Genomic DNA, 22487 nt, shown 5'->3' on the forward strand with positions numbered 1-22487 from the left:
GTCTGGAAAGAAAAGAAGTTGGTTTAAACAAAAAATGGGATACTGAATATCCCACGCAATAATCTTGCAACCTGTTTGGTAAAATGTAAAGAAAGGGAATTGTGGAGCGGTGCATTTTAGCAAAGTGGTTGTGCCTATTTTAACCGCAAAAATGCGTTTCCGACCAAAGCGAGGAATTGCATTTTTGCCGACCGCTTTTTCGGGTCAGGCGACTTTTATCGGGTGGGTGCGGAAATCTTTCAGATTGTGAAAAAATCCTTTGTATTCGGTCATTCCCCTGCGGAATAAATTCCACAATAAGGAACAACCCATTTGTGTCAATGATGAATTGATAAACAAATCTTGGTGTTCCAATGCTTCGGCAAGTGAGCAACTTGGCGTTTTATCCTCTTGTTCGGATTGCTTGAGTAATTCGCCAAATTCATCGGTAACAAACGGCAGGCTTGCCACAGTTTGGTATTTCTCTGAATTGGGTTGCTTTATGGCTCCAATAGTAGATAGTAGTACTTGTCCTGTATGCTGGCTGTTACCAAAATCTAACCAATATTTTGGCTCGTCTTGGTAGTGTCTGCGGTAGCTTATTTCTCTAAGAATTTCAGCTACACCAAACCTCGCCTGTACATTGTCCACACAAGTAATGGTAATAGTAGCCCTTGCTTTTTCGGGTAGTCTGCCAAAATTGTCTTTTTCAAATTTTACCGTTTTGGCTTTCCAATTTGTACCTGCCCATCGATTACAACGGTTGATTAAGGCAACGGATTTGTATAATCCTGTTTCACTTTCTGCAAAACGCTGTCTGCCTAAATTGGCACTCGTGATAACATCATCATCCCACAGCCTAACGGACAACCCTGCGTGTCTTAATTCTATTAAACTGTGGTTCATTTCCATTAAGGCGGTCAATACCTTTGAACCCGTGCCACCTGCTCCGATAAGGTTTACCGAAATCGGGTTTGTCGGATTGAGCAGATAATTGTCCGTAAAATGGACTACTATTTTTTCTGTATTCATCACAATAGATTTTTAAGGGTTGTGTTATTTTTTTTCAATACCTCTTTAGGAAAGGGTTTATCTGTATTGATTAGGTCTTTCCAAAGGGTTACAATATTTTTTCTTGTCAAGTTTTCGCATAATGAATGGCTGAAATAGGAAGTGAAAAAATAATGTTCCCACGCCTGTATAAATTCCTCAATCGAAGCCGAATTTTTAATGTCAATACTCACAGTACCCATACATACATTGCCCTTTTCGTAGATATTGAAGAAAGGTGCATAATGCAATGGCGTTTTCTCGGTGGGTCTTCTGTCGTTTGCTAAAGCAAATACCGTAAGACTGCTTTTATTGGCAAACCATAGCATTGGCGGTACTTGTGCCTTGCCGTTGGAAATACCTAAACTATCCACAAAATATATCTGCCTTTGCTGTGTTTTGGTGTACCATAGCACCGTACCTTTTTCGCTTGGATTGATATGCAAAATGTTTGTCGGTAAAATCCCCTTTGGTTTTAAAAAGGCTTTGCTGTTTTCTTCATCGGTCTTTAGAGCCTTTGCCAATACATTGGCTTCTTTTACTGTTAATGGGTGGGCATTTATAGGTGTTCCGTTGCTATCCATATCAAAATGCTCCACATACATATCGGTTTCTGTTCCTGCGGTTTCATAGAAAACCAAAGCGGATTTTGGATGGTATAATGTTCCAAAATTCTCGGCTATGTTATTTAGGTTGTTCATTTTTCTGTTGTTTTATAGTCATATAGCAAACCACATAAATCGTTCAATAAAACAAACAAACGGTTCTCAAAATCAAGATTGGTTGCTGTTATTTCGCTTCCGTCAAATTGTTTGCTAATGGTTGGTTCTTCCATTGCCCCATACTCGTTAAATTCATTGTTGATGTTATCCGAAAGGCTTTCATATAACCAACCTTTAGTATCTGCAATAAATGAAATGTACTTTTCCATCCCGATTGCTTCATTTTCGCAATCATCATTATAAGGGTCTTGTTCGTGTAATGGTGCATTTCTGAAAATGGTTGCGTTTGGATATTCATTACAAAGGGCAAACGCATCGCAAGCTACCTGCCAACATTCCCTGTCGAACGTATCAACGCTTTTAAATTGGCTCAAGCGTTGTTCAAATACCTTTAAATTGCTACGGTTGAATAGCTTCTGTTCTATCTTATCGCCAATATATTCTGCATTTCTCAACTCTCTTTTGTACGCTTCGGTTTCGTCCGTTTCATCGTCCTGTTCTATCCAGTCTTTTTGCATTTCATATAGCCAATACAAATAGCTGTCTTCCTGCCTGTAATACGGAATATTGGCAATATGGTACAAATAACTGCATACCGATATAAGTAGCTGTGCGGTCTTTTTACGCTTCGGGTCTTTGAGCATTTGAAACAGTGGCATAATGGGAATATAATACAAGGTTGTACCCACATCGTACCTTTCCTCACTCACAAAAAATGTTTTCTTACTGTCCAGTACCAATGTAAAACTATCCCAATTTATGTTGATACGTTTTACTTTGGTTTCCATATCCCACATAGCCAATGCTATATTGTAGGGAAAATCAAAATCTTTGGTTTGCATTGGTTCAATGCTGTAATGCTCGGCAAGTTTGGAAAGGGACTTGTAAAAATCCCTCTCCGTTTTCTGACAAGCCTGTACGGATTGTACTGTTTTCAGTTTAGGCAGAAACGTACATTTTAGAATACCATTGGTAGCATTGCTATTGGTACGGATTTCTGTTTGTCCTTTTGTACTTGGTTTGCATCCTTTGGTCTTTGTATCCAATTTGCGAACTCGCCCAACTGTCGGTGTAACTGTTGTTGTCGTTTCTGTTCGGGTATGCTGATAATTCCCGATATGATGTTGCGTTGCATAATTCATCGTTTTATAATTTTGGTTTAACCTTTCGTACCCATTACGCTTTCAAATTTGTACTCTACTGCATCATCTTTGATTTGTGGTGCAGATACTTTTGCAGTAGTCAAAATCGGGTACATATTGGCGTAAAAATTCATTACTGCTTCCACGCTCCAACGTGGTTCGGGGTCGGTCAATCTGATGTCCTGTCCTTTATCTTTGAGTATAAAAACTCGTTCTAATTGGGTTGCTAATAACATAATTGCTCGTTTTAATTGTTAATACTGTTCTTCTTCCGTTTCATCAATGGGATAATCGGTAGTAGCTTCTTCCGCTTGTGGCAGTTCGGGTGTTGCTTCTTCCATTGCTCCAAAAAGGCTTGGCGTTCCAAACTTGTCAGATAATGATGTTTTGCGTTTACGTATCTCGTCTGCTTTTTCGGGGAACTCCGTTATATCGGGTACTTTTATCCAGGCTTCACGGAATTTACCCTCTTTTTCCAACTCATCAGCCTTTGCCATTCCGTCTTTAAACTTTTTGTCTTTGGCTTCGTTTTCCTTTTTCGCTTTCTCGGTCTTTTCTTTCTCCATTGCCGATTGCTGTTTGACTATTTCCATTTGTTTTAGGAATTTTTCCATATCCACCATTAAGCCCGATACTTTTTGTATAGGTGTTGTTATCTGCTCAAAAAACCCCTCGTCAAACTCCTGCGGTGTGGCGTTGAATGTCAATGGAGGAATACCGTTTTTGGCATTATCTCCGCATTGTTCGTTGTTGAGCATTACCGTTACTATTAGGTTGCTTTCTATTCCTTTTGAAATGTTCAGTTGCAATACTCCTGTAAAGTCCAACTGCTGTATCTGATTGAAAAAATTTGTGTTCATTGTTCTAAAATTTTAAAGTTTCGTCTAATCGTTTTTTGATTGTTGTTAATTTCTCGTACATATACGTCCAATAGATTTTTTGCCTTTTGTTGAACTCCGAGAAACTTTTGTCCTCGTGGCGGTATTCTTTGTATTCTGCTGTTATTCGGATAGCTTCATTAAGGTCTATTATTTCAATTTGGCAACCATTTAAGTCTGTTATTTTCATAGTTATAGCTTATAATAGGCTACCATCGATTAAGGCGGTAGCCTGTTGTTATTTAGTTACCGTTTAGGATTTCCGCACCGTCCGTTGCAAAAGAGGCACACAAGTCAAATGCTTTCTGTGATTTGAGTTGGGCAGTACCACCCAATACAATGCTCTGTAATTTGGCTTCATCGTTCTTGTAATTTCTTACATTCTGATAGTAGCCTGTAACGGCATTGTATGCCCCAAACAAAGTACCTTTCGTGGTGTCCATTTGTTGCGTGTCGCTTATCATCGCATAAGCAAATGCATCCTCAACGGTGTTTTTAAATACGGTAGAAATTTCATCTTCCGCACCTTTTTTAATTAAATCAAAGGTTTCTTTGTTTGGGCAAAGTGCCAATTGGATGAGTTTTTTAACTTCTTGGTCTGATACCTTTACTTTTGCCCACTCATTAAAAATCCCCTCTAATTGGTTACTCAATGTGTCGGCAAGTCCCATAATCTTGTGAGCGTTCTCGATACGTTGCTTTGCTCCCGAAGTGTGTTTGATACGGACTACATTGGTCATACTGCGTAACGAAGCGTTAAGGGTGTTTTGACAAACGATACGGATAGGCGTAAATGCGGCTGTGATACTCCCGCTACCATCGTGCGAAGTGGTTAGGAAAATGTACTTTTCCGTTACATCATCGCCATTTCCAACTCGAATATAATCGGGCAATTTGGCTGTGATAAAAATGCGTTCTCCGTTGCCCAATGCTCCTGCAGTTTCATAGAGAATGCCGTCGCCACCGCCTACAATAGCATCAAAGAAATTAAAGGCTTCACGATTCTGTACAATATGGTAATCTCTACCCACTACGCCCAATACTGCATTGTTATCGGTGCGTATGTTAGCGAAATAGTTAGGTACTTCCAATTCGCTACTGCCTATCTCAATGCCGTTAGCCGTTTCAATAATGCCCGAACCTTTAGTAAATAGTGGAGATTTTACGACTTCGTAATCTAACCCTGCGTGTTGGATAGCTTCCTCGCTTGTTGGATATTGCTCTACGATTTGCCCTAAACCGTGCCACGCTTTTTGTTGTACACTAAAAAATGAATAATGTCCTGTTCTCTCGTTGAAATTGATATTATGTGCCATAATGCTTAAATTTTGATATTTAAAAATGATTGAATACTCGTTGTTAAAATGGGAGGTCGTCTTCTGCCTTGTTATTGTTTGTGCTTGTGGTAGCTTGTGCCGTTTCCGATTTTTTGACACCTCCGTGCAGTTTGATTTGTGAGGTATGAAAATTCAGTCCTGCTCTTGGCTCTCCGTCATTACCTGTCCACGCTCTTGTACTTACTCGTCCCGATAGCTCTACTAAAGTGCCTTTTGTAAGTAGCTTGGCTACATTCGAGGTTATCCAGTAGGAGCAGTCGAAATAGGTTGTCTGCTCAATGCGTTCGCCTTGTTTGTTACGGTAGCTGTCGTTTATCGCTACTGAAAAATTTACAACCTGTTTGTCCTGTGGCGTTGTGCGTACTTCCGCATCCCTTGTCAATCTTCCTGTGATGTTCATGATTTTCGATTATTACGTTATTGAATTTTTGTTTGATTTTTTTACCTTGATTTATTCGGCAATGAGAGGAGGTGCTGAAGTTTCGTTTCACTTTTTTTACCATTTCCAATGCTATATTTTTTCATTTCTGACATTTTTTTTATTCGTCTAAAGAGCCGGAGTATGCTTTGTTTCGTTTCACGAGCAAGAAAGGTTAGTGTTTAGCAGGAACAAGGTTTTGTCAAAAAAATACGACCCGAATGGGTGGAGATTATTTTGCAAACCCGGAGGGCATGACCTTGTTTCTGCGTTAAGAACACGGAAATACCTTTGCTCTTGAAATGGGACAAAACAGCATACCGGCTTCTTGGATAAAACCTGATGTGGAAGCCAATGGAAAAGGCATTTAGGAAATGGTCTATGTGATTACAAAACGGGCAATTTCATTTAGTAGAATTTATAAACAACCATTATTATAATAGTGGCTTGAGATGCCACTGAAAGAGTATTGAAAAAATATCATTGAGGAATAGTGACGGGAGATTTTTTCAATATGCTTTATCAAGTATCCAATCAAAGCTCTTTTATAAGTATTGGGATTTGCGTTGGAAAAATAAATGTGCTTTGAGGATTAAGTATGGGCATAAAAAAAGCAGGATGGTTAAGTCCTGCTTATATTAATGGTGTGATGAAAGAAATCACGTGACAAGTTCAAATTCTTCTCCGCCCAAAATAATTTCTTCCCCTAATGATACATCCGATTCCATAGCAACAAATGTAGCTTCCATTCTGGCGAATTTATGCGATACCAAATCCATATCCTTGCTGATCTTCTGACTTGTAATCTTGGCATAAATCTGTGTTGTGGAAATATTTTTATGCCCCATCATTTTACTAAGGCTTTCAAGTGGCACACCTTCAGTTAAGAACATAGTAGCAAATGTGTGGCGTGCAGTATGAAAGGTTACTTTCTGTTCTGTAATGATTTCCGCTTCCCCTATTAATTTTTTAATGTGAGTATTACAGGTTGGATTGGAAGGTATTAGAAAAACATAATCACTACGGGTAATTCCTCTATACTTTTCGATAATATGCTTTGGAATTTCCAATAGCCTAACGTTGGAAGCAACATCTGATTTCTTTCTCCTGCTAATAATCCATTGGTGTCCATCAAAGAATGCCTGTATGTTGCTCCATTTTAGTTTTTGAATATCTACATAGGAAAGTCCTGTAAAACAACTGAAAATAAAGAGGTCTTTTACAAGTTCATATTTTGATTTAGATGGCTTTAGAAGCATCAACTTTTCTACGCCATCTTTTAAAAGATAGCTACGATCAGTTTCTTCCATGCTGATTTTATAATCTTCAAAAGGTTTTTTGCGTATCAGACCTTTTTTTATAGCCAATTCTGTCAAAGCAATGATTGGCATTGTATAGACCCAAACCGTATTATGTGTACAATCTTTATCTATGCGTAGAAAGAAATCGAACTCCCGAATAAAATCGGAAGTAAATTCCCTAAAGTCCATATCCTCCCTATGATAACGTTCCTTTATAAATTCACAAAGATGATTATACACCGTCTTGTATTTATTGTAGGTGTTTTGAGAACGCTTTCCTTTGCTGACCATTCTTTCAAAATCCTCATTTTGCTCCTTAAATACTTTAAGGATTCCATCACCCATAACACCAACTCCTAAAAAGGAAAACTTTACTTTTTGTGCGGTAACAAACCCCTCGTCTTTGAGCATATCATCATAAATCTTGTTGATACGCAATCGTATATTATCCAATTTAAGATTGGCACTTAATGCATTGGCACTCTTGCCCAAAACTCTTCCGTGCTTTAATTCCCAATTATCAGGATTGATTTCTAACTTTGTTCCAAATGTTTTCTGGGTTCCGTCAATGGTAATACGCCCCATAATGGGTACATTGCCATTCTTCTTAGGCTCGTTCTTCTTTAGGTAGAAAAGCAGTTTGAACGTGGATCTTTTTACTTTTTCCATAACTCAATTGTTTAATGTTTAAAATTAAATTTTAATGAGTTACAAGGAGACATGAAAAACGGCGCAAATTACTGAAATATAGATTATTACATTTCATTTAGTTAAATTATAATCAGTAATGATTTAGTAACCTAACCTTGTCGTTTTAAGTCCAAAACCTATCGGACAATGACCTCTAACTTTAGACTGCAATTTTATAAACTACTGTATAGTAACGGTTTTATCCGTTTTGCTTATTTTTGCTTTTTACTAATCTTTTTTCTTTAAAAAGCAAAAGATTGAAGTGAATAGCGGGATTAAGCTCCCGAAATTTAAATTATGAAATAACAAATTCAAAAGGACTTCGACTTCGTTTACCCTGACAAAGAACTACTCTTATTATATTATGAGTATAATCCGTCCTTATATATGTATAAAAACAAACCCGACAAGTTTCGAAAAACTGTCGGGTTTGAGATTGCATTATGTACTATGCTTTACTTATTAGTCTCATTAATTGTTTGAACAAAAGTTTCATGAGGCTGTGCTCCAGAAATAGCATATTTTCTATCAAAAACAAAAAAAGGAACACCCTGCACTCCAATTTCCTGTGCTTCGGCAATATCCTTTGTTACATCATTTAAATACATCTTTTCATTTTCTACGACTTCACGAACTTCATTTTCATTTAATCCAACCTGACTACCTAGTTCTATTAAAGTTGAAGCGTCATTTAAATCCTTTCCTTCCGTAAAATATGCCTTAAAGAAAATCTCTTCCATTTCATCGCCCAACTTTTGGGTTTTAGCCAAATGTATAATACGATGAGCTGTTAATGAATTTGAAATAACTGCTTTTTCAAAATGATAGTCTAAACCAACACTTTTAGCACGTTCAACAACACCTTTATGCATTTCTATTGATTGCTCAAGCGAAACACCTTTGCGCTCTGCCAAAAAAGTATAAACATCTTTGCCTGATTGGGGCGTAATAGATGGATCGAGTTGAAAACTTTTCCATTCTATCTCAAATTCATCATTTGGAAATTCAGCCAATGCCTTTTCCAACTGTCTTTTTCCTATATAACAAAACGGACACATGATATCCGACCAAATTTCTATTTTCATATTACAAAAATAATTAAATATTTCAAGAAGTTTTTCCATTAAGAAAAGAATAAGAGAAAAACATTCAGATTTTTTTCAAAATTTCACCAGGAATGAGATAAAATAAAAAACCGCAACTCTTTTTTAAGAATTGCGGTTTTCAGGTATAAAAAATGGTTGGTTAATAGCGATATTTTTTTTTTACAATGATATGTCTTTAATTTGAAACTAAAAAAAATCCCTGTAACAAAAAGAACTTTTGATGTTAACTATTTAACATCACAGGCATTACCAACATTGTAACGGTTTCGCCTTCTTCTAAACCATCAACCGGCGTTAGAATCCCAGCTCTGTTAGGCAATGACATCTCTAACATAATCATATCTGATTGTAAATTAGTTAGCATTTCTGTTAAAAAACGTGAATTGAAACCAATTTGAAGATCATCACCCTGATAATCACAAGTTAATCTTTCTTCCGCCTTATTTGAGTAATCAATATCTTCTGCAGAAACATTTAATTCGGCTCCAGCAATTTTTAAACGGATTTGATGTGTTGTTTTGTTTGAGAAAATTGCAACACGACGAACGGAACTTAAAAACAAGGAACGATCGATCATTAATTTGTTTGGATTTTCTTTTGGAATTACAGCTTCATAATTTGGGTATTTTCCATCAATCAAACGACACATTAATATATAGTTGTCAAATGAGAAAGTCGCATTTGAATCGTTATACTCAATTTTTACTTCGGCATCAGAACTTCCTAAAATACTTTTCAAAATATTTAAAGGTTTCTTTGGCATAATAAAATCGGCAACCTGAGATGCTTTTACATCTGTGCGGGCATATTTTACCAATTTATGAGCATCTGTTGCAACAAAAGTCAAACCTTCTGGTGAAAACTGGAAGAAGACTCCAGACATTACCGGACGTAAATCATCGTTTCCTGCCGCAAAAATAGTTTTACTTACCGCAGTTGCCAATACATCTGCAGGAACCAAAGTTACCGATGGATCTTCTAGATTTACTGATTTTGGAAATTCTTCTCCTGCAGCATACGCCAATGCATATTTTCCTGAATTTGAACTAATCTCAACTGTATTATTATCTTCAACTGTAAAAGTTAAAGGCTGTTCCGGAAATGTTTTTAAAATTTCAAGTAAAAGTTTTGCAGGAACCGCTACACTTCCTTTACTTTTAGAATCGATTGATAATGTGGCTGACATTGTGGTTTCAAGATCTGATGCCGAAACTGTCAACTCATTATTATTTAGTTCAAATAAGAAGTTGTCTAAAATAGGCAGCGTATTGTTGCTGTTAATTATACTACCTAAAACTTGTAATTGCTTTAATAAGTACGAACTCGATACTATAAATTTCATCTGTGTGTTTTTAATTTTTGATCCTATTTTAGAAATTTTAACCTAAAATATGGGATTACAAATATATCGTAAACAATCTTAGTTTTACAATTTTTTTATTAACATCTATTTACTGTATTTTCTTTTTCGAATATAGGTAAATGCTAGTCCGAAAATCAACAAAATCAGGATTGGAAGTCCGATAGTTAAGAATTGTGTATGTGTGTAGTTTTCATAAACTTTCTCTTTATCTAATAACGGCAAATCTAAATCCTTACTTCTAATGTTAATAAGTCCGGTATCATCTAATAAATAATTGATACAATTCATTACAAAATCTTTGTTGTCGTACAAGTTTCCGGAGCGTTGGTCGTAACCTAATTCGACAGGCTGCATGTTTTTATCTAATTGGTTTCGGGCTATATCTCCATCCGCTACAACAATCATTTTAGTTGGTTTTCCGCTTGTCGAAAATGAGTTGTCTCTGAAAGGCAAAACGCGGTTTTCAAAAGCGGAATGAAAACTTCCTTCCAATAAAACAGAAAGTACTAAATTACCTTTATTAAGATAATCTTTAGGTGAAGTCTGCTCTGTGACAATCTCTAAATTAATTTCAGCCGGCGCTCCGATTTTTTTAGAATAAGGTGACGACTGTAATAAAACTGTTTTTTTAATTCCGTTTTTAAGAGTATCGATTGGACTAGTAAAATCAAGCTTGATTCCACCTAAATTTTTCACAATAGGATGCTTGCTTTCAGGCGAAACGATTGGAGCAAATTTCCAGATAAAATCCTGGTATTGCGTAGCACTTCCCTGTTCCCCGGTTGCTAATTTTATTGGACTTCCCTGTTCGTCTTTTACTAAATCCGGATTGATTCTGAATCCATATTTGAAAAACATATCATTCAGATTAAGATCTCTTGGGTATGCCAGAGTTGCACCCGCCTGATTGTAAAGACTATCCATATCTGCTACGACCTGATCTATCAGCCATAATGTTTTTCCGCCATTCATTATAAACTGATCTAAAACCTCTTTTTCTTCATCAGAAAAAGTCTCTGTAGGCTTAGCTATAATTGCCAAATCATATTTTTTTAATGCATTTAAGGTTCCGTTAGGATCTTTAGCGACAGAATCCAAGGTGAAAGGTCCAATGTAATAGCTTTCATGGATTTGTCGCAACATTTTGTCAAGATGAATTTCGCGCATTTCTCCATTTCCTTTTAAGATTGCAATCTTCTTTTGTCTTTCTTTAGTAATCTTATTGACAGCATCGGCAATAGAATATTCAAGATGCTGGATGGATCCAATAACTTTTTGAGTTGTAGAAGCCCCCATTCTATTTTTTAACAGAGGGATATTTATCTCCTTATTATTGTAAACTGCAATTGCCCACGGAAAAACCATTGCCTGAGATTGTTTTCCTTTATCGTCAACAGTTATATTTATTGGAGTAAGGCCTTTTTGATACAATGACTTTATTAAATCCATGCTCTCGTCTTCGTTTTCCATAGGATTTACAAATTCGAAAACAATATTAGGATTATAGGCCTGAAATTCTTCCAGTAATTGCTTAGTCTCCTGCTGCAAACGTCTAAAATCTGCAGGAAGTTCTCCCTGCATGTAAATTTTAATCGATAGCGGATTTTTAATCTGTTTTATAATTTGCAACGAAGTTTCAGATAAAGTGTATCGCTTGTCTTTAGTTAAGTCAAATCGGTAAAAAAACAAAGTTGCTAATACATTCAGAACAACCAAAATAAAGATGGTTATACATAATGTTTTAATATTTATTTGAGCAGATGCTTTCATTAGGCTTTAAAAGATTTTAATTTATAAACTGTAAAAGACAAAAACAAAACAGTAATACTTAGAAAGTAAATTACATCGCGAGTGTCAATTACTCCCCTACTCATACTTTTAAAATGATCCTGCATACCCAGTGAAGATACAAAGCCAGAAAAACCAGGGATCAGCGATGCCAAACCTTGAAATCCAAAATAAAAGAAAAAACATAAAAAAACAGAAACGATAAAAGCTACAATTTGATTTTCTGAAAGTGTGGAAGTGAAAATTCCTATCGCTGAATATGAAGCAATCAAAAACAACAATCCAAAATATGAACCAATTGTGCTTCCCATATCAATATTACCTTCCGGAGAGCCTAAGCCCGAAATTACTTTTACATAAATGAATGTTGGAACTATTGCCATGATAATCAAAAAAAGAGCCCCAAGAAACTTACCGTTTACAATTTCCCAAATTGACAATGGTTTTGTCAAAAGCAATTCAAGAGTCCCTTGTTTTTTTTCATCAGAAAAACTTCTCATAGTAACAGCAGGGATCAGGAAAATCAGAATCCATGGTGCTAAAGTAAAAAATGGCGTCAGATCGGCGTAACCCGTATTCAGGATATTGTAGTCTCCTTCAAAAATCCATAAAAAAAGTCCGTTACTGATTAAGAAAACAGCAATGACCAAATAGCCAACCGGAGAACCAAAAAAGGATTTTATTTCCCGTAAAATAATTGATTTCATGTAAAAACGTTTATTCGTTTAATCGTTGATTTGTTTATTTTGGCATCAACATCCAAAAGCATTACAAACCCGCAAAAGTACCAAAATTGATTGTTCTTTTTAAGAAAAAAAATAAAATCCAATATTGAAATTCTAAATTCCAAGTTTCCAGTATTCTAAAATTTAAAATTTTACGAAAACTTCACCGTAATGACATCACGATAATTCAACCCAAGTAAACTATTTGCAGAACCCACTTTTGAAGGATTACTTCTAAAAATAGCAATTTCCAAAAACCCGGCTTCATTAAAAATTGCCAGTTTTTCTCCTTCATAAGTCTTAATGGGGTATTTGTCTGATGTTGCAATAGCCGAATAATTTGGCAGAATGGTTTTTATGTTTTTGGGTTTCATTTCAATTTCGTAAGGACGCCCTCGTGAAACTTCCATGAATTGTTTCTTAGAAATATTGGTTACGACATTTCCAAAATGGTCGATATAAATTACATATCCCTTTAGTGAATTTCCATCGGCAGAAATAATGGCCTGTAGTTCTGTTACCTCTTTAATCTCTGGAATTTCTTTTCCGATAACATTCAATAATCCTCCTTTTGCAATATGACAGGCAACCTGAATAAAAATATCCAAATCGCTAAACTCACTTGGGAAACGATCATGTATATTGATTTCTACAATTTTCTGCGGGACAATTTTCTGCGTAAGCATGCTTAAAATTCCGTTATCAGCACAAATAAAGTAATGATCGTTCCATTGCATAGCAATATGCTGATTCTCTTTATTACGCTCAATATCGACTCCAATTAAGTGAACGGTTCCTTTTGGAAAACTTAAATACGACGCACTGATAACGTAACTTGCTTCGGCAGTATTGAATGGATCAATATCATGAGAAATATCAATTATTTGAGCCTCTGAATATTCAGAAAGAATTTTACCCTTTAAAGAACCAACAAAGTGATCTTTCAAGCCATAATCGGTAGTAAGGGTAATTATTGACATCTTTTTGTTTATAACTATGATAGTATTTAAATCTAATTTTCATTAAATTTGAGAAATGCAAAGCTAATAATACTTAATGCAAATTGAAAGAAGAAAAGACAAATTGCATTTAAAGATATAAACAAGACCCGACAGCCACCTATTTATAAAACAGATTTATTTTTAATTTAAAACTACCTCATTTGAACGAAAGAATAATCGAGCTCATAGACATCGCTCCAAAAGACTTCTGGGGCGCTCAAGACACTCATCTTGAAATCATTAAAAAGTACTACCCAAAGCTTAAAATAGTAGCAAGAGGAACGACTTTGAAAGCATTTGGCGAAAAAGAAGTTTTAGATGAATTCGAAAAGAGATTTCAAAGGCTCATGCTCCATTTTACACGATACAACAACATTGATGATAATGTAATTGAGCGCGTAATAATGAGTGATGGCCAGGATGAAAGAAAATCATTAGACCATGACAAAATACTGGTTCATGGAGTTGGCGGTAAGATTATAAAAGCCATGACACCAAACCAACAGTTGTTGGTGGATACCATTAAAAAAAATGATATGGTATTTGCAGTTGGTCCGGCCGGAACGGGTAAAACCTATACAGGTGTAGCGATGGCCGTAAAAGCACTTAAAGAAAAAGAAGTAAAAAGGATCATACTTACCCGACCAGCGGTAGAAGCAGGAGAAAATCTTGGTTTTTTACCCGGCGATATGAAAGAAAAACTGGATCCATACATGCAGCCTCTTTATGATGCTTTGCGCGATATGCTGCCAAACGAAAAGCTTGAAGACTATATTTTAAAAGGAATTATTCAGATTGCACCGTTGGCCTTTATGCGTGGACGGACTTTAGATAATGCTTTTGTAATTCTGGACGAAGCGCAAAATACAACCCATTCACAAATGAAAATGTTTTTGACACGTATGGGTAAAAATGCAAAATTCATGATTACGGGAGATCCGGGACAGGTCGATTTGCCACGCAGAACTATTTCCGGTCTTAAAGAAGCTATCTTGGTTCTGAAAGATGTGGATGGAATTGGAATTATTTATCTTGATGATAAAGATATCGTACGTCACAGGTTAGTTAAAAAGGTAATTGACGCTTATAAACAAATAGAAAATCACGATTAACTTTTATAAAAATGTCAGATGTAAATCGTGAAAGTGTTTTGACATTTATTAATATTCGTTTTATACTTATCTTTTATGGAAATGTATAAAACGAATATTTTTTTTGAGAAAATTCTAAAATAGCAATTAAATGAAAATTAGAACATTAGCTTTCTTAATCAATTATCTGTTTGATTTCATGTAGAAAATCAGAAATCCCAGTTAGTAAATTTGTCGGAACCTGGCATGATACAGAATATATTGTTCCGGGAAAATCAAGTATTATAATAAAGAAAGATAGTTCATTTTATTATAGAAGCGCAGGCTGTGATTGGAGAGTAAAATCTAAAGGTAATTGGAAAATAATTGGGGATTCAATAGAGTTAAACAGTACAACCAGTGATACATGTTATAGAATGTTTCCATTTGTTGAATGTATTTCTTTTGGAAAATACAAAGGGAAAGATTTATTGACAATTCCAAACTGTAATCCTAAAGACGATGCTTCTTTTGCTATTTTCAATAAAGAAATGTTTTATATTAAAAATGATTCTTTAGTTTATAAATTAAAAGCCAGTTCTAATTGTCCTGATACTTTGAAAATAGCTTATGCAAGAACTCAAAAAATTAAAAGGTAAGATTAACGACTAGAGTTTTAATCTATCAACATAAATTTTAAGCAAATCGTTAAATTAATAATAAACTTTACCTCATTTCAGCCTTTCAAACATTTTAAACTTTGGACTTCCAGGCTTAAAGCAGTAAATTTGCATCTCATAAATGTTTGATTATTAATATGACAAAACTTAAAAACATAAAAGTTGTTGTAAGTGACCTTGACGGAACCTTACTCAACCCTCAACACAGAATATCTGATTATACCAAATCAATTTTTCAGGAACTTCACAATCAAAATTATCTTATCGTTGTTGCTACAGGCCGTCATCATCTTGATGCCATGGCAATTATTGAAACACTTGAAGTTCCGGTTTATCTGGTAAGTTCAAACGGAGCCAGAATTCATTCGCCTGAAAAAGAAGAACTTTTTTCGTTCAATTTAGATAGTGATATTGTTAAAGCAGCTTTAAATGTTGATATCGATCCTGAGATTACCGTCGTTTTATTTAAAGAAAATGTTTGGCAGACAAATAAAGTCAGCGAAAAACTAAATGCTTTTCAAGCCGAATTAAAATATCATCCTGAGTTGGTTGATTACAAAACCCTGGATGATTTTGGAGCCATTAAAATTTTCTTTTCTTGTGATGATCATGAAAAATTAGTAAAATTAAAAGATGCTATTCTCGTAAATTCATCAGAACATTTGCATCACGCCTTTAGCCTCCCAACTTGTCTGGAATTTATGGATAAGTCTATTGATAAAGCCGTAGCGATTGAAAGAGTGCTCGAAAAAAAAAGTTTTACTTTAAAGGAAGCTATTTCTTTTGGTGATGGTTTTAACGATGTTCAAATGTTATCAGCGTCAGGAAAAGGTTTAATTATGGGAAATGCTCCTATATTATTAAAAGAAACCCTTCCAGATTTGGAAGTCATAAAAACCAATGCTGAAGACGGAGTCGCAAGATATATTGCTTCAAAAATACTAGACAAAGAACTTATAGGAGGTTAGTTTAAAATATAAGTTTTCATCAAAATACAGAATCCCTGAAATACTTATTCAGGGATTTTTTTATTAAACTGATGTATTACAAAGAATTTCGCAAAAAAAAACATTTTTTAATACTTTCGTAATGTATTTTTGTTTTCTCAAAAAATAATATAATGACAAAAAATATTTTTATCCCTATCTTCTTATTTTTCCTGATTTCTGGACAAAGCCAAAAACTGAAATTGGAAGAAATAATGAAAGGCGAGTCTTTTATTGGAAACCAACCAACAAACGGACGTTGGTCATTGGATGGTAAAAAAGTTTATTTTGAATGGAATCCTAAAGATGAATTGGGAGCCAGTACATACTTTTGGCAAAAAGGTATGACAAAGCCAGAAATTGTTACTCCTAAAGAAGCTGCTTTTTCTCAACTTGATTTTAAAACCAAACCTGGCTCAGATATCGTTTATTACCTTGATAAAGGATCTTTGTATTCCTATTCTATTCATTCAAAATCAATTAAAAAATTAATTCAACAATCTGTTCCAATATCTAATTTACAGTTAGGATCTCAGGCAGGAATATTGTTTTTTGAACAAAAAGACAATCTTTTTAAATACAACACCAAAGAAGGAACCCTTTTGCAAATTACAAATTTGAATAAAGGCAATAAAAAAGAAACAAAACCTGAAAAAGAATCTTTTTTAAGTACACAGCAAAAAGAACTGTTTCAGTTTATAAGAGATGCAGCAGCTAAAAAGGAATGGAATCTTGCTAAAGAAAAAACTCTTAAGTCGGATTTTGCAAAAGAATACTTTTATGGTAAAGATAATTTATATAGCCTGCAGATTAATCCAAACGGAAACTTTGCTACTTTCATTTTAATTGAAAACTCAGAAACCAAACAAGAAAAAATGGAGGTCTTTATAACTTCTGACGGTTATAATCAAACACCGGAAACAAAAGAAAAAGTTTCAACCAATAATTTTGTAAAAAACAGATTTGCTATTTATTCTGTCGCAAAAGATTCCGTTTATTATGTGAATTTTTCAAGTTTAAGTCATATTCAGGATACTCCAATGTATTATGAATCGTATACTAAATTAAAAAACAAACCAAAAGAAGATAAATTAATTGTTGCCCAGTCTCCCGTTTATAATCAGGATGGATCGCTGGCTGTAGTTGAGATTAGAAGCCAGGATAATAAAGACAGATGGCTAGTGAATTTAAACTTAGATAAAGGAACTTTTGAAGAGATCGAATATCAGCATGACGAAGCATGGATTGCCGGTCCGGGGATTCCATCCTATTCCTTTTCTTCAGGCATGTTGGATTTTTTAGCAGATAATGAAACCATTTATTTTCAATCTGAAGTTACTGGATATTCTCATTTATACACTTATAATTTAAAAACCAAAAAGAAAACACAATTAACAAAAGGTAATTGGGAAGTACGGAATGTAACTTTATCAAAAGATAAAAAAACATTTTATCTAACAACAAATACAACACATCCGGGAAACAGAAACTTCTATAAATTAGCTCTTGCTGATGGTTTGTTACAGCCAATTTTGACAAAAGATGGTGCAAATGAGGTAGTAGTTTCTCCAGACGAAAAGTCACTTTTAGTTCGTTATTCGTCTAAAAACATACCCTGGGATTTTTACATTGCCGACAATAAAAAGAATACCAGTTTACATCAAATTTCTTCTTCAATCTCTGAGGATTTTAAAAAGTATCAATGGAGAGAGCCGGAAATTATTACATTTAAAGCACAGGACGGAACTCCGGTCAACGCAAGATTATATACTCCTAAAGCAGAAATTGCCAATAAAGCGGCTATCATTTTCGTTCATGGTGCAGGTTATCTTCAAAATGCGCATAATTTCTGGAGCAATTATTACAGAGAATATATGTTCCATAATCTGTTAACCGATTTGGGGTACACCGTTTTGGATATTGATTATCGCGGAAGTGACGGTTACGGACGTGATTTCAGAACCGGAATTTACCGTTTTATGGGAGGAAAAGACTTATCAGATCATATTGACGGTAAAAAATATTTGGTAGAAAAATACGGTATTGACACTAACAGAGTAGGAATTTATGGAGGATCATATGGTGGCTTTATTACGTTAATGGGAATGCTTACAACACCTGGTGAATTTGTTTCGGGAGCTGCATTACGTTCAGTGACAGACTGGGCACATTATAATCACGGATATACCAGTAATATTTTAAACTTCCCAGAAACGGATCCTGAAGCGTATAAAAAAAGTTCTCCTATTTATTATGCAGACAATTTAAAAGGTAATTTAGTAATGCTTCACGGAATGGTGGATGATAACGTAGAATATAAAGACATCGTTCGTTTGTCTCAACGTTTTATTGAATTGGAGAAAAAGAATTGGAGCCTTGCTTCTTTCCCGGTTGAAGCACACGGATTCAAAGAAACATATTCGTGGATTGATGAATACAGCAGAATCTTAAATTTATTTAATTCGACACTTTTGAAAAAATAGGTTGGTAGTTGATCGTTTGGATTGCAATGCAGTTGACCTAAAAACTATCAACCATTAACAATAAACTATCAACAAATAAACATTTGTTTGCTCTTTTAAATAGTTTTAAATTTGCATTTATAAAAACAACACAACTAAGGATAATGAGCAATACAATCACAACTACAAATTTCAATTTCCCGAATCAAAAATCAGTTTATCGCGGAAAAGTTAGAGAAGTTTATAATATTAACGACGAACTTTTGGTGATGGTTGCAACCGACAGACTTTCGGCTTTTGATGTGGTTTTGCCAAAGGGAATTCCATACAAAGGACAAATACTAAATCAGATTGCCACAAAATTCATGGAATTGACGGAAGATATTGTTCCAAATTGGCTGATTGCAACTCCGGATCCAAACGTTGCTGTTGGACATTTGTGTGAGCCATTTAAAGTTGAAATGGTAATTCGCGGCTATCTTTCAGGACATGCTGCTCGTGAATACGCTGCAGGTAAAAGACAAATTTGTGGCGTAACAATGCCAGAAGGTTTAAAAGAAAATGATAAATTTCCTGAACCAATTATAACACCAACTACAAAAGCAGATAATGGTTCTCATGATGAAGATATTTCTCGCGAAGCTATTTTATCAAATGGAATTGTTACAGAAGAGGATTATATTGTTTTAGAGAAATTTACCCGTGATTTATTTCAAAGAGGAACTGAAATTGCTGCAGATCGTGGTTTAATTTTGGTTGACACCAAATACGAATTCGGAAAAACAAAAGAAGGTGTAATTGTGCTTATTGATGAAATTCACACACCGGATTCATCTCGTTATTTTTATGCTGACGGATACCAGGAAAGACAAGATAAAGGAGAAGAGCAAAAACAATTATCAAAAGAGTTTGTACGCCGCTGGTTGATAGAAAATGGTTTTCAAGGACAGGAAGGGCAGCAAATACCTGAAATGACAGATGCTTACATTGAATCAGTTTCTGAAAGATATATTGAATTATATGAGAATATTTTAGGTGAGAAATTTGTAAAAGCTGATATTGATAATATTGACCAACGTATTGATAAAAACGTATTAGATTACCTTACTGCTAAAGAGTAATTTTAGGGTTTAAACTAACTATTTAAACCATGAACATTATTACTAATAAAAAAAATGCCTTGCTGTTCGTATTTATGACAGCAGGGCATTTTCTTTTTGCTCAGATTGATAAAAAGGCGACAGAAGAGACTCGAAATTTATATCATAATCTTAAAACCATTGCAAAAGAGCATATTCTTTTTGGACATCAGCATGCTTTGGAATACGGACATGGGTGGTCAGGCGAAACTAACAAATCAGATGTAAAATCAGTTACAGGCTCCCATCCTGCTGTTATTGGAATTGATTTTAGTGATTTTTCAGGACAATCAAATGAGAGAATTGAAAATGCGAAAGAAATTTTAAGGCAAAATGTTGTGGACACTTATAAACGTGGCGGGATTACCACTGTTGCCTGGCATTTTAATAATCCGGTATCTGAAGGAGGTTTTTATTGGAAAGACGGAATCTCGACTGCTTCAATTTCCTTAATTAAACCGGAAGGCTCCCATCACGAACAGTATAAAGAAATTTTAAAAATAATTGCTGATTTTGCCCATTCTGTAAAAGCAAAAGACGGTAAACTTGCTCCCATGATTTTTAGACCTTACCATGAATTTGACGGGGATTGGTTTTGGTGGGGGAAAAAATATACCTCTCGTGAAGATTTTATTGCAGTCTGGCAATTTACGGTTTCGTATTTAAGAGATACTTTGGATGTTCATAATTTCATTTATGCTTTTTCACCCGATAACCGATTTAACTGTGAAGAAGAATATTTGGAACGATACCCGGGAGATGATTTTGTAGATTTGTTTGGAATGGATGATTATGGCGATTTTGGACGTGACGGCAAATACGATCTTGAGGCTGCAAAAAAGAAATTGAAAATAATCTCAGACGTCGCAATCCAAAAGAAAAAACTGGCCGCTTTTACCGAAACAGGTTTAGAATCAATTCCAAATGCAACATGGTGGACTGATACTTTATTAAAAACATTACAATCTGAGAAGTTAGAACTGGCTTACGTTTTGGTCTGGAGAAACGATGCTGTGAGCCCAACACATTACTACGCTCCTTTTCCCGGACAAATAAGCGTTCCTGATTTTCTACAGTTTTACAAAGACCCTTACACTCTGTTTGAAAAAGATTTAAAGAATGTTTATCGCGGGAGTTTTAAACTGAGATAATTTTTAGCCGCAGATTAAATCAATTAATATGATTTAGAATCTGATCTGTGGCTAAAAATTTAGTTTTCCATTTTCGTTTTCAAATTTACAAGTCCTTTTTGCAGATCATTACCAATCATTTTATCCATTTTCATCATTGGAAGCATAATATTTATTGGATAGGGTATCACAACCACTGATTACCCATTTTACTTTAGTCTGATTACCAGAAACAGTTTCGGTTGACATAAATGCGCCGGCAGTATCCTCCATTGGTTTCTTAAAACGCAGTGCAAAATCTATTCGTTTCCCTTCGATAATTTTTGTTACCTCCTGTTCGCCAACACCAACATCCTTTACATCGCTTTCCCATGCCGAAATGGCTCCAACTGTTCCGTCTGTTCCTCTATAAGTTAATTTCATTTTCGGATCAATTTTAGACCAGACACTAAATTCGTTTTGATTTTTAAAATATCTGATATAATTAAAAACCGAATCAGCTGGTCTATTAATCGTAATTTCTTTTGTAACAGCATATTCTCTTGGCATAAAATAGGCTGTAATTAATACTATTGATACAATTAAAATAAGCGCAATTAAAATTCTTTTGATAATGAACATGGCTTTGTAATTTAATGTAGTTAATAAAGTATTTATTAGTTTGAAGAATAGTAAAGTTAAAAAAGAAAAAATTAAGATTTACACTATCTGTTTTTTTGATAAGATTTTTTTCATTTTTTTTAATTATAACTGTAACATATTGGTTTATTCATCGTCTATATAGGAGAGATGTAATTTAACATTTTTAAAAAGTGTACAAGGGCAACTTATTAAATAAATGTTAAGAATTAGTTAAAACATAGTACCTTGTAATGCATAATACAAAAATTAGATTACCTTTACATCAGAATTAAAAATCATCATCATTAATCAATCAACAAACAACAATCGTTATGAAAAAATCAATCGTTTACTTAGGAGTAGCTTTAGTAGCTTTTACAAATGTTTCTTTAGCTTCAAATTTCAAGTCTTTTAATAAAGACAAAAAAGTTATAACTTCGGCTTATGATGCTTCACCACTAAATGTGGCAATTTTAAAAGGTGATCTTCAAATCGTTTTGAAGTTTATTGAATACGGAGCTGATGTAAATCAAATTTCAGAAGATATGACTCCGTTAATGACAGCTGCACGTTACAACAAAGTTGAAATCATTAAAATCTTATTGGCACAGGGAGCAAAACCTGGCGTTAAAAATGAAAAAGGATTTACCGCTTTAAAATATGCACAATTATCTAATGCTGCAGAAGCAGTTGCTATTTTGAAAGATATGAAATAAAAAAATCTCTAAAAATTTATAAGAGTTTGAGTTAGTAATTGAAACGACCTTCCTGAGTAGAAGGTCGTTTTTATTTTTAGGTCTTTTTAGCCCCGATGGGACTGGCATCCTTTTATGGCGGGGTTCGCCATAAAAGATATAAGGGACAGCGGGATCAGCTTCTGAAAATTAATATCCTCTCAT

General features: G+C 34.7%; 22 protein-coding genes. 7 read left to right on the forward strand and 15 right to left on the reverse strand.

The genetic code is table 11. The annotated features are described in order from the left end of the window. Positions 1-204: 204 nt before the first annotated feature. The 14 genes from FLACHUCJ7_RS09885 to FLACHUCJ7_RS09950 form a co-directional block, all read right to left on the reverse strand. Positions 205-1011 carry a PRTRC system ThiF family protein gene (locus FLACHUCJ7_RS09885; RefSeq protein ID WP_180908781.1) on the reverse strand — a complete coding sequence of 269 codons (807 nt, stop codon included), beginning with the start codon at positions 1009-1011 and terminating at the stop codon, positions 205-207. Further along, positions 1011-1730, reverse strand: coding sequence for a PRTRC system protein B (locus FLACHUCJ7_RS09890; protein ID WP_180908782.1), 720 nt, complete (start codon positions 1728-1730; stop codon positions 1011-1013). Before FLACHUCJ7_RS09890 ends, FLACHUCJ7_RS09885 begins: the two co-directional genes overlap by 1 nt. Then, on the reverse strand, positions 1727-2893 hold the full coding sequence (locus FLACHUCJ7_RS09895; protein WP_180908783.1) for a hypothetical protein: 1167 nt from the start codon (positions 2891-2893) through the stop codon (positions 1727-1729). Before FLACHUCJ7_RS09895 ends, FLACHUCJ7_RS09890 begins: the two co-directional genes overlap by 4 nt. A 17-nt stretch (positions 2894-2910) precedes the next feature. Further along, on the reverse strand, positions 2911-3129 hold the full coding sequence (locus tag FLACHUCJ7_RS09900) for a PRTRC system protein C (protein WP_037438461.1): 219 nt from the start codon (positions 3127-3129) through the stop codon (positions 2911-2913). Between the two features lie 18 nt (positions 3130-3147). Continuing rightward, positions 3148-3753 carry a PRTRC system protein E gene (locus tag FLACHUCJ7_RS09905; protein WP_180908784.1) on the reverse strand — a complete coding sequence of 202 codons (606 nt, stop codon included), beginning with the start codon at positions 3751-3753 and terminating at the stop codon, positions 3148-3150. 4 nt (positions 3754-3757) lie between these two features. Further along, positions 3758-3961 carry a hypothetical protein gene (locus FLACHUCJ7_RS09910; protein WP_180908785.1) on the reverse strand — a complete coding sequence of 68 codons (204 nt, stop codon included), beginning with the start codon at positions 3959-3961 and terminating at the stop codon, positions 3758-3760. Positions 3962-4013: 52 nt separating this feature from the next. Beyond that, the gene (locus FLACHUCJ7_RS09915) at positions 4014-5087 is read right to left on the reverse strand and encodes a DUF932 domain-containing protein (protein WP_180908786.1); all 1074 of its coding nucleotides are present in this window, start codon (positions 5085-5087) and stop codon (positions 4014-4016) included. A gap of 43 nt (positions 5088-5130) precedes the next feature. Beyond that, positions 5131-5508, reverse strand: a complete 378-nt coding sequence (locus tag FLACHUCJ7_RS09920; RefSeq protein WP_180908787.1) for a single-stranded DNA-binding protein — start codon at positions 5506-5508, stop codon at positions 5131-5133. 677 nt (positions 5509-6185) lie between these two features. Further along, positions 6186-7496, reverse strand: a complete 1311-nt coding sequence (locus FLACHUCJ7_RS09925) for a site-specific integrase (protein WP_180908788.1) — start codon at positions 7494-7496, stop codon at positions 6186-6188. 476 nt (positions 7497-7972) lie between these two features. After that, entirely contained in the window at positions 7973-8641 is a 669-nt protein-coding gene (locus FLACHUCJ7_RS09930; protein WP_317170892.1) for a DsbA family oxidoreductase, read from the reverse strand. A 205-nt stretch (positions 8642-8846) separates the two neighbouring features. Next, positions 8847-9965 carry a DNA polymerase III subunit beta gene (gene dnaN / locus FLACHUCJ7_RS09935; RefSeq protein WP_180908789.1) on the reverse strand — a complete coding sequence of 373 codons (1119 nt, stop codon included), beginning with the start codon at positions 9963-9965 and terminating at the stop codon, positions 8847-8849. Between the two features lie 105 nt (positions 9966-10070). Further along, on the reverse strand, positions 10071-11756 hold the full coding sequence (gldG, locus tag FLACHUCJ7_RS09940; protein ID WP_180908790.1) for a gliding motility-associated ABC transporter substrate-binding protein GldG: 1686 nt from the start codon (positions 11754-11756) through the stop codon (positions 10071-10073). After that, positions 11756-12481: a gliding motility-associated ABC transporter permease subunit GldF gene (gene gldF / locus FLACHUCJ7_RS09945; protein ID WP_180908791.1), complete on the reverse strand. Its 726-nt coding sequence runs from the start codon at positions 12479-12481 to the stop codon at positions 11756-11758. The genes gldG and gldF overlap by 1 nt, the downstream gene beginning before the upstream one ends. Positions 12482-12651: 170 nt before the next feature. Further along, a complete protein-coding gene (locus tag FLACHUCJ7_RS09950) occupies positions 12652-13479 on the reverse strand; it encodes an SAM hydrolase/SAM-dependent halogenase family protein (RefSeq protein WP_078229968.1) in 828 nt (275 codons plus the stop codon). A gap of 182 nt (positions 13480-13661) precedes the next feature. Between FLACHUCJ7_RS09950 and FLACHUCJ7_RS09955 the strand changes: the two genes are divergently transcribed. The 6 genes from FLACHUCJ7_RS09955 (at position 13662) to FLACHUCJ7_RS09980 (ending at position 20988) form a co-directional block, all read left to right on the forward strand. Next, positions 13662-14612, forward strand: coding sequence for a PhoH family protein (locus tag FLACHUCJ7_RS09955; RefSeq protein WP_078229967.1), 951 nt, complete (start codon positions 13662-13664; stop codon positions 14610-14612). Positions 14613-14782: 170 nt separating this feature from the next. Then, positions 14783-15229: a hypothetical protein gene (locus tag FLACHUCJ7_RS09960; protein ID WP_180908792.1), complete on the forward strand. Its 447-nt coding sequence runs from the start codon at positions 14783-14785 to the stop codon at positions 15227-15229. Between the two features lie 158 nt (positions 15230-15387). Further along, positions 15388-16218 carry a Cof-type HAD-IIB family hydrolase gene (locus FLACHUCJ7_RS09965; RefSeq protein ID WP_180908793.1) on the forward strand — a complete coding sequence of 277 codons (831 nt, stop codon included), beginning with the start codon at positions 15388-15390 and terminating at the stop codon, positions 16216-16218. 152 nt (positions 16219-16370) lie between these two features. Continuing rightward, a complete protein-coding gene (locus tag FLACHUCJ7_RS09970) occupies positions 16371-18719 on the forward strand; it encodes a S9 family peptidase (RefSeq protein ID WP_180908794.1) in 2349 nt (782 codons plus the stop codon). Positions 18720-18862: 143 nt separating this feature from the next. Beyond that, entirely contained in the window at positions 18863-19819 is a 957-nt protein-coding gene (locus FLACHUCJ7_RS09975; protein ID WP_180908795.1) for a phosphoribosylaminoimidazolesuccinocarboxamide synthase, read from the forward strand. 29 nt (positions 19820-19848) lie between these two features. Next, positions 19849-20988 (forward strand): glycoside hydrolase family 26 protein, encoded by a 1140-nt coding sequence (locus tag FLACHUCJ7_RS09980; RefSeq protein WP_180908796.1) that lies wholly within the window; start codon positions 19849-19851, stop codon positions 20986-20988. 120 nt (positions 20989-21108) lie between these two features. Here FLACHUCJ7_RS09980 and FLACHUCJ7_RS09985 read toward each other — a convergent pair whose 3' ends face one another. Next, positions 21109-21588, reverse strand: a complete 480-nt coding sequence (locus FLACHUCJ7_RS09985) for an SRPBCC family protein (RefSeq protein ID WP_230408807.1) — start codon at positions 21586-21588, stop codon at positions 21109-21111. A 332-nt stretch (positions 21589-21920) separates the two neighbouring features. Between FLACHUCJ7_RS09985 and FLACHUCJ7_RS09990 the strand changes: the two genes are divergently transcribed. Further along, positions 21921-22304, forward strand: coding sequence for an ankyrin repeat domain-containing protein (locus tag FLACHUCJ7_RS09990; RefSeq protein ID WP_031456215.1), 384 nt, complete (start codon positions 21921-21923; stop codon positions 22302-22304). Positions 22305-22487 lie beyond the last annotated feature (183 nt).

Origin of the sequence: Flavobacterium salmonis (assembly GCF_903819435.1) — a bacterium.
Taxonomy (GTDB): domain Bacteria; phylum Bacteroidota; class Bacteroidia; order Flavobacteriales; family Flavobacteriaceae; genus Flavobacterium; species Flavobacterium chungangense.

What these genes read in the sequence shown, in the direction of transcription:
- FLACHUCJ7_RS09885 (WP_180908781.1), bottom strand. Translation starts at nt 1,011, where the DNA reads ATGAATACAGAAAAAATAGTAGTCCATTTTACGGACAATTATCTGCTC.
- FLACHUCJ7_RS09890 (WP_180908782.1), bottom strand. Translation starts at nt 1,730, where the DNA reads ATGAACAACCTAAATAACATAGCCGAGAATTTTGGAACATTATACCAT.
- FLACHUCJ7_RS09895 (WP_180908783.1), bottom strand. Translation starts at nt 2,893, where the DNA reads ATGAATTATGCAACGCAACATCATATCGGGAATTATCAGCATACCCGA.
- FLACHUCJ7_RS09900 (WP_037438461.1), bottom strand. Translation starts at nt 3,129, where the DNA reads ATGTTATTAGCAACCCAATTAGAACGAGTTTTTATACTCAAAGATAAA.
- FLACHUCJ7_RS09905 (WP_180908784.1), bottom strand. Translation starts at nt 3,753, where the DNA reads ATGAACACAAATTTTTTCAATCAGATACAGCAGTTGGACTTTACAGGA.
- FLACHUCJ7_RS09910 (WP_180908785.1), bottom strand. Translation starts at nt 3,961, where the DNA reads ATGAAAATAACAGACTTAAATGGTTGCCAAATTGAAATAATAGACCTT.
- FLACHUCJ7_RS09915 (WP_180908786.1), bottom strand. Translation starts at nt 5,087, where the DNA reads ATGGCACATAATATCAATTTCAACGAGAGAACAGGACATTATTCATTT.
- FLACHUCJ7_RS09920 (WP_180908787.1), bottom strand. Translation starts at nt 5,508, where the DNA reads ATGAACATCACAGGAAGATTGACAAGGGATGCGGAAGTACGCACAACG.
- FLACHUCJ7_RS09925 (WP_180908788.1), bottom strand. Translation starts at nt 7,496, where the DNA reads ATGGAAAAAGTAAAAAGATCCACGTTCAAACTGCTTTTCTACCTAAAG.
- FLACHUCJ7_RS09930 (WP_317170892.1), bottom strand. Translation starts at nt 8,641, where the DNA reads ATGGAAAAACTTCTTGAAATATTTAATTATTTTTGTAATATGAAAATA.
- dnaN (WP_180908789.1), bottom strand. Translation starts at nt 9,965, where the DNA reads ATGAAATTTATAGTATCGAGTTCGTACTTATTAAAGCAATTACAAGTT.
- gldG (WP_180908790.1), bottom strand. Translation starts at nt 11,756, where the DNA reads ATGAAAGCATCTGCTCAAATAAATATTAAAACATTATGTATAACCATC.
- gldF (WP_180908791.1), bottom strand. Translation starts at nt 12,481, where the DNA reads ATGAAATCAATTATTTTACGGGAAATAAAATCCTTTTTTGGTTCTCCG.
- FLACHUCJ7_RS09950 (WP_078229968.1), bottom strand. Translation starts at nt 13,479, where the DNA reads ATGTCAATAATTACCCTTACTACCGATTATGGCTTGAAAGATCACTTT.
- FLACHUCJ7_RS09965 (WP_180908793.1), top strand. Translation starts at nt 15,388, where the DNA reads ATGACAAAACTTAAAAACATAAAAGTTGTTGTAAGTGACCTTGACGGA.
- FLACHUCJ7_RS09970 (WP_180908794.1), top strand. Translation starts at nt 16,371, where the DNA reads ATGACAAAAAATATTTTTATCCCTATCTTCTTATTTTTCCTGATTTCT.
- FLACHUCJ7_RS09975 (WP_180908795.1), top strand. Translation starts at nt 18,863, where the DNA reads ATGAGCAATACAATCACAACTACAAATTTCAATTTCCCGAATCAAAAA.
- FLACHUCJ7_RS09980 (WP_180908796.1), top strand. Translation starts at nt 19,849, where the DNA reads ATGAACATTATTACTAATAAAAAAAATGCCTTGCTGTTCGTATTTATG.
- FLACHUCJ7_RS09985 (WP_230408807.1), bottom strand. Translation starts at nt 21,588, where the DNA reads ATGTTCATTATCAAAAGAATTTTAATTGCGCTTATTTTAATTGTATCA.
- FLACHUCJ7_RS09990 (WP_031456215.1), top strand. Translation starts at nt 21,921, where the DNA reads ATGAAAAAATCAATCGTTTACTTAGGAGTAGCTTTAGTAGCTTTTACA.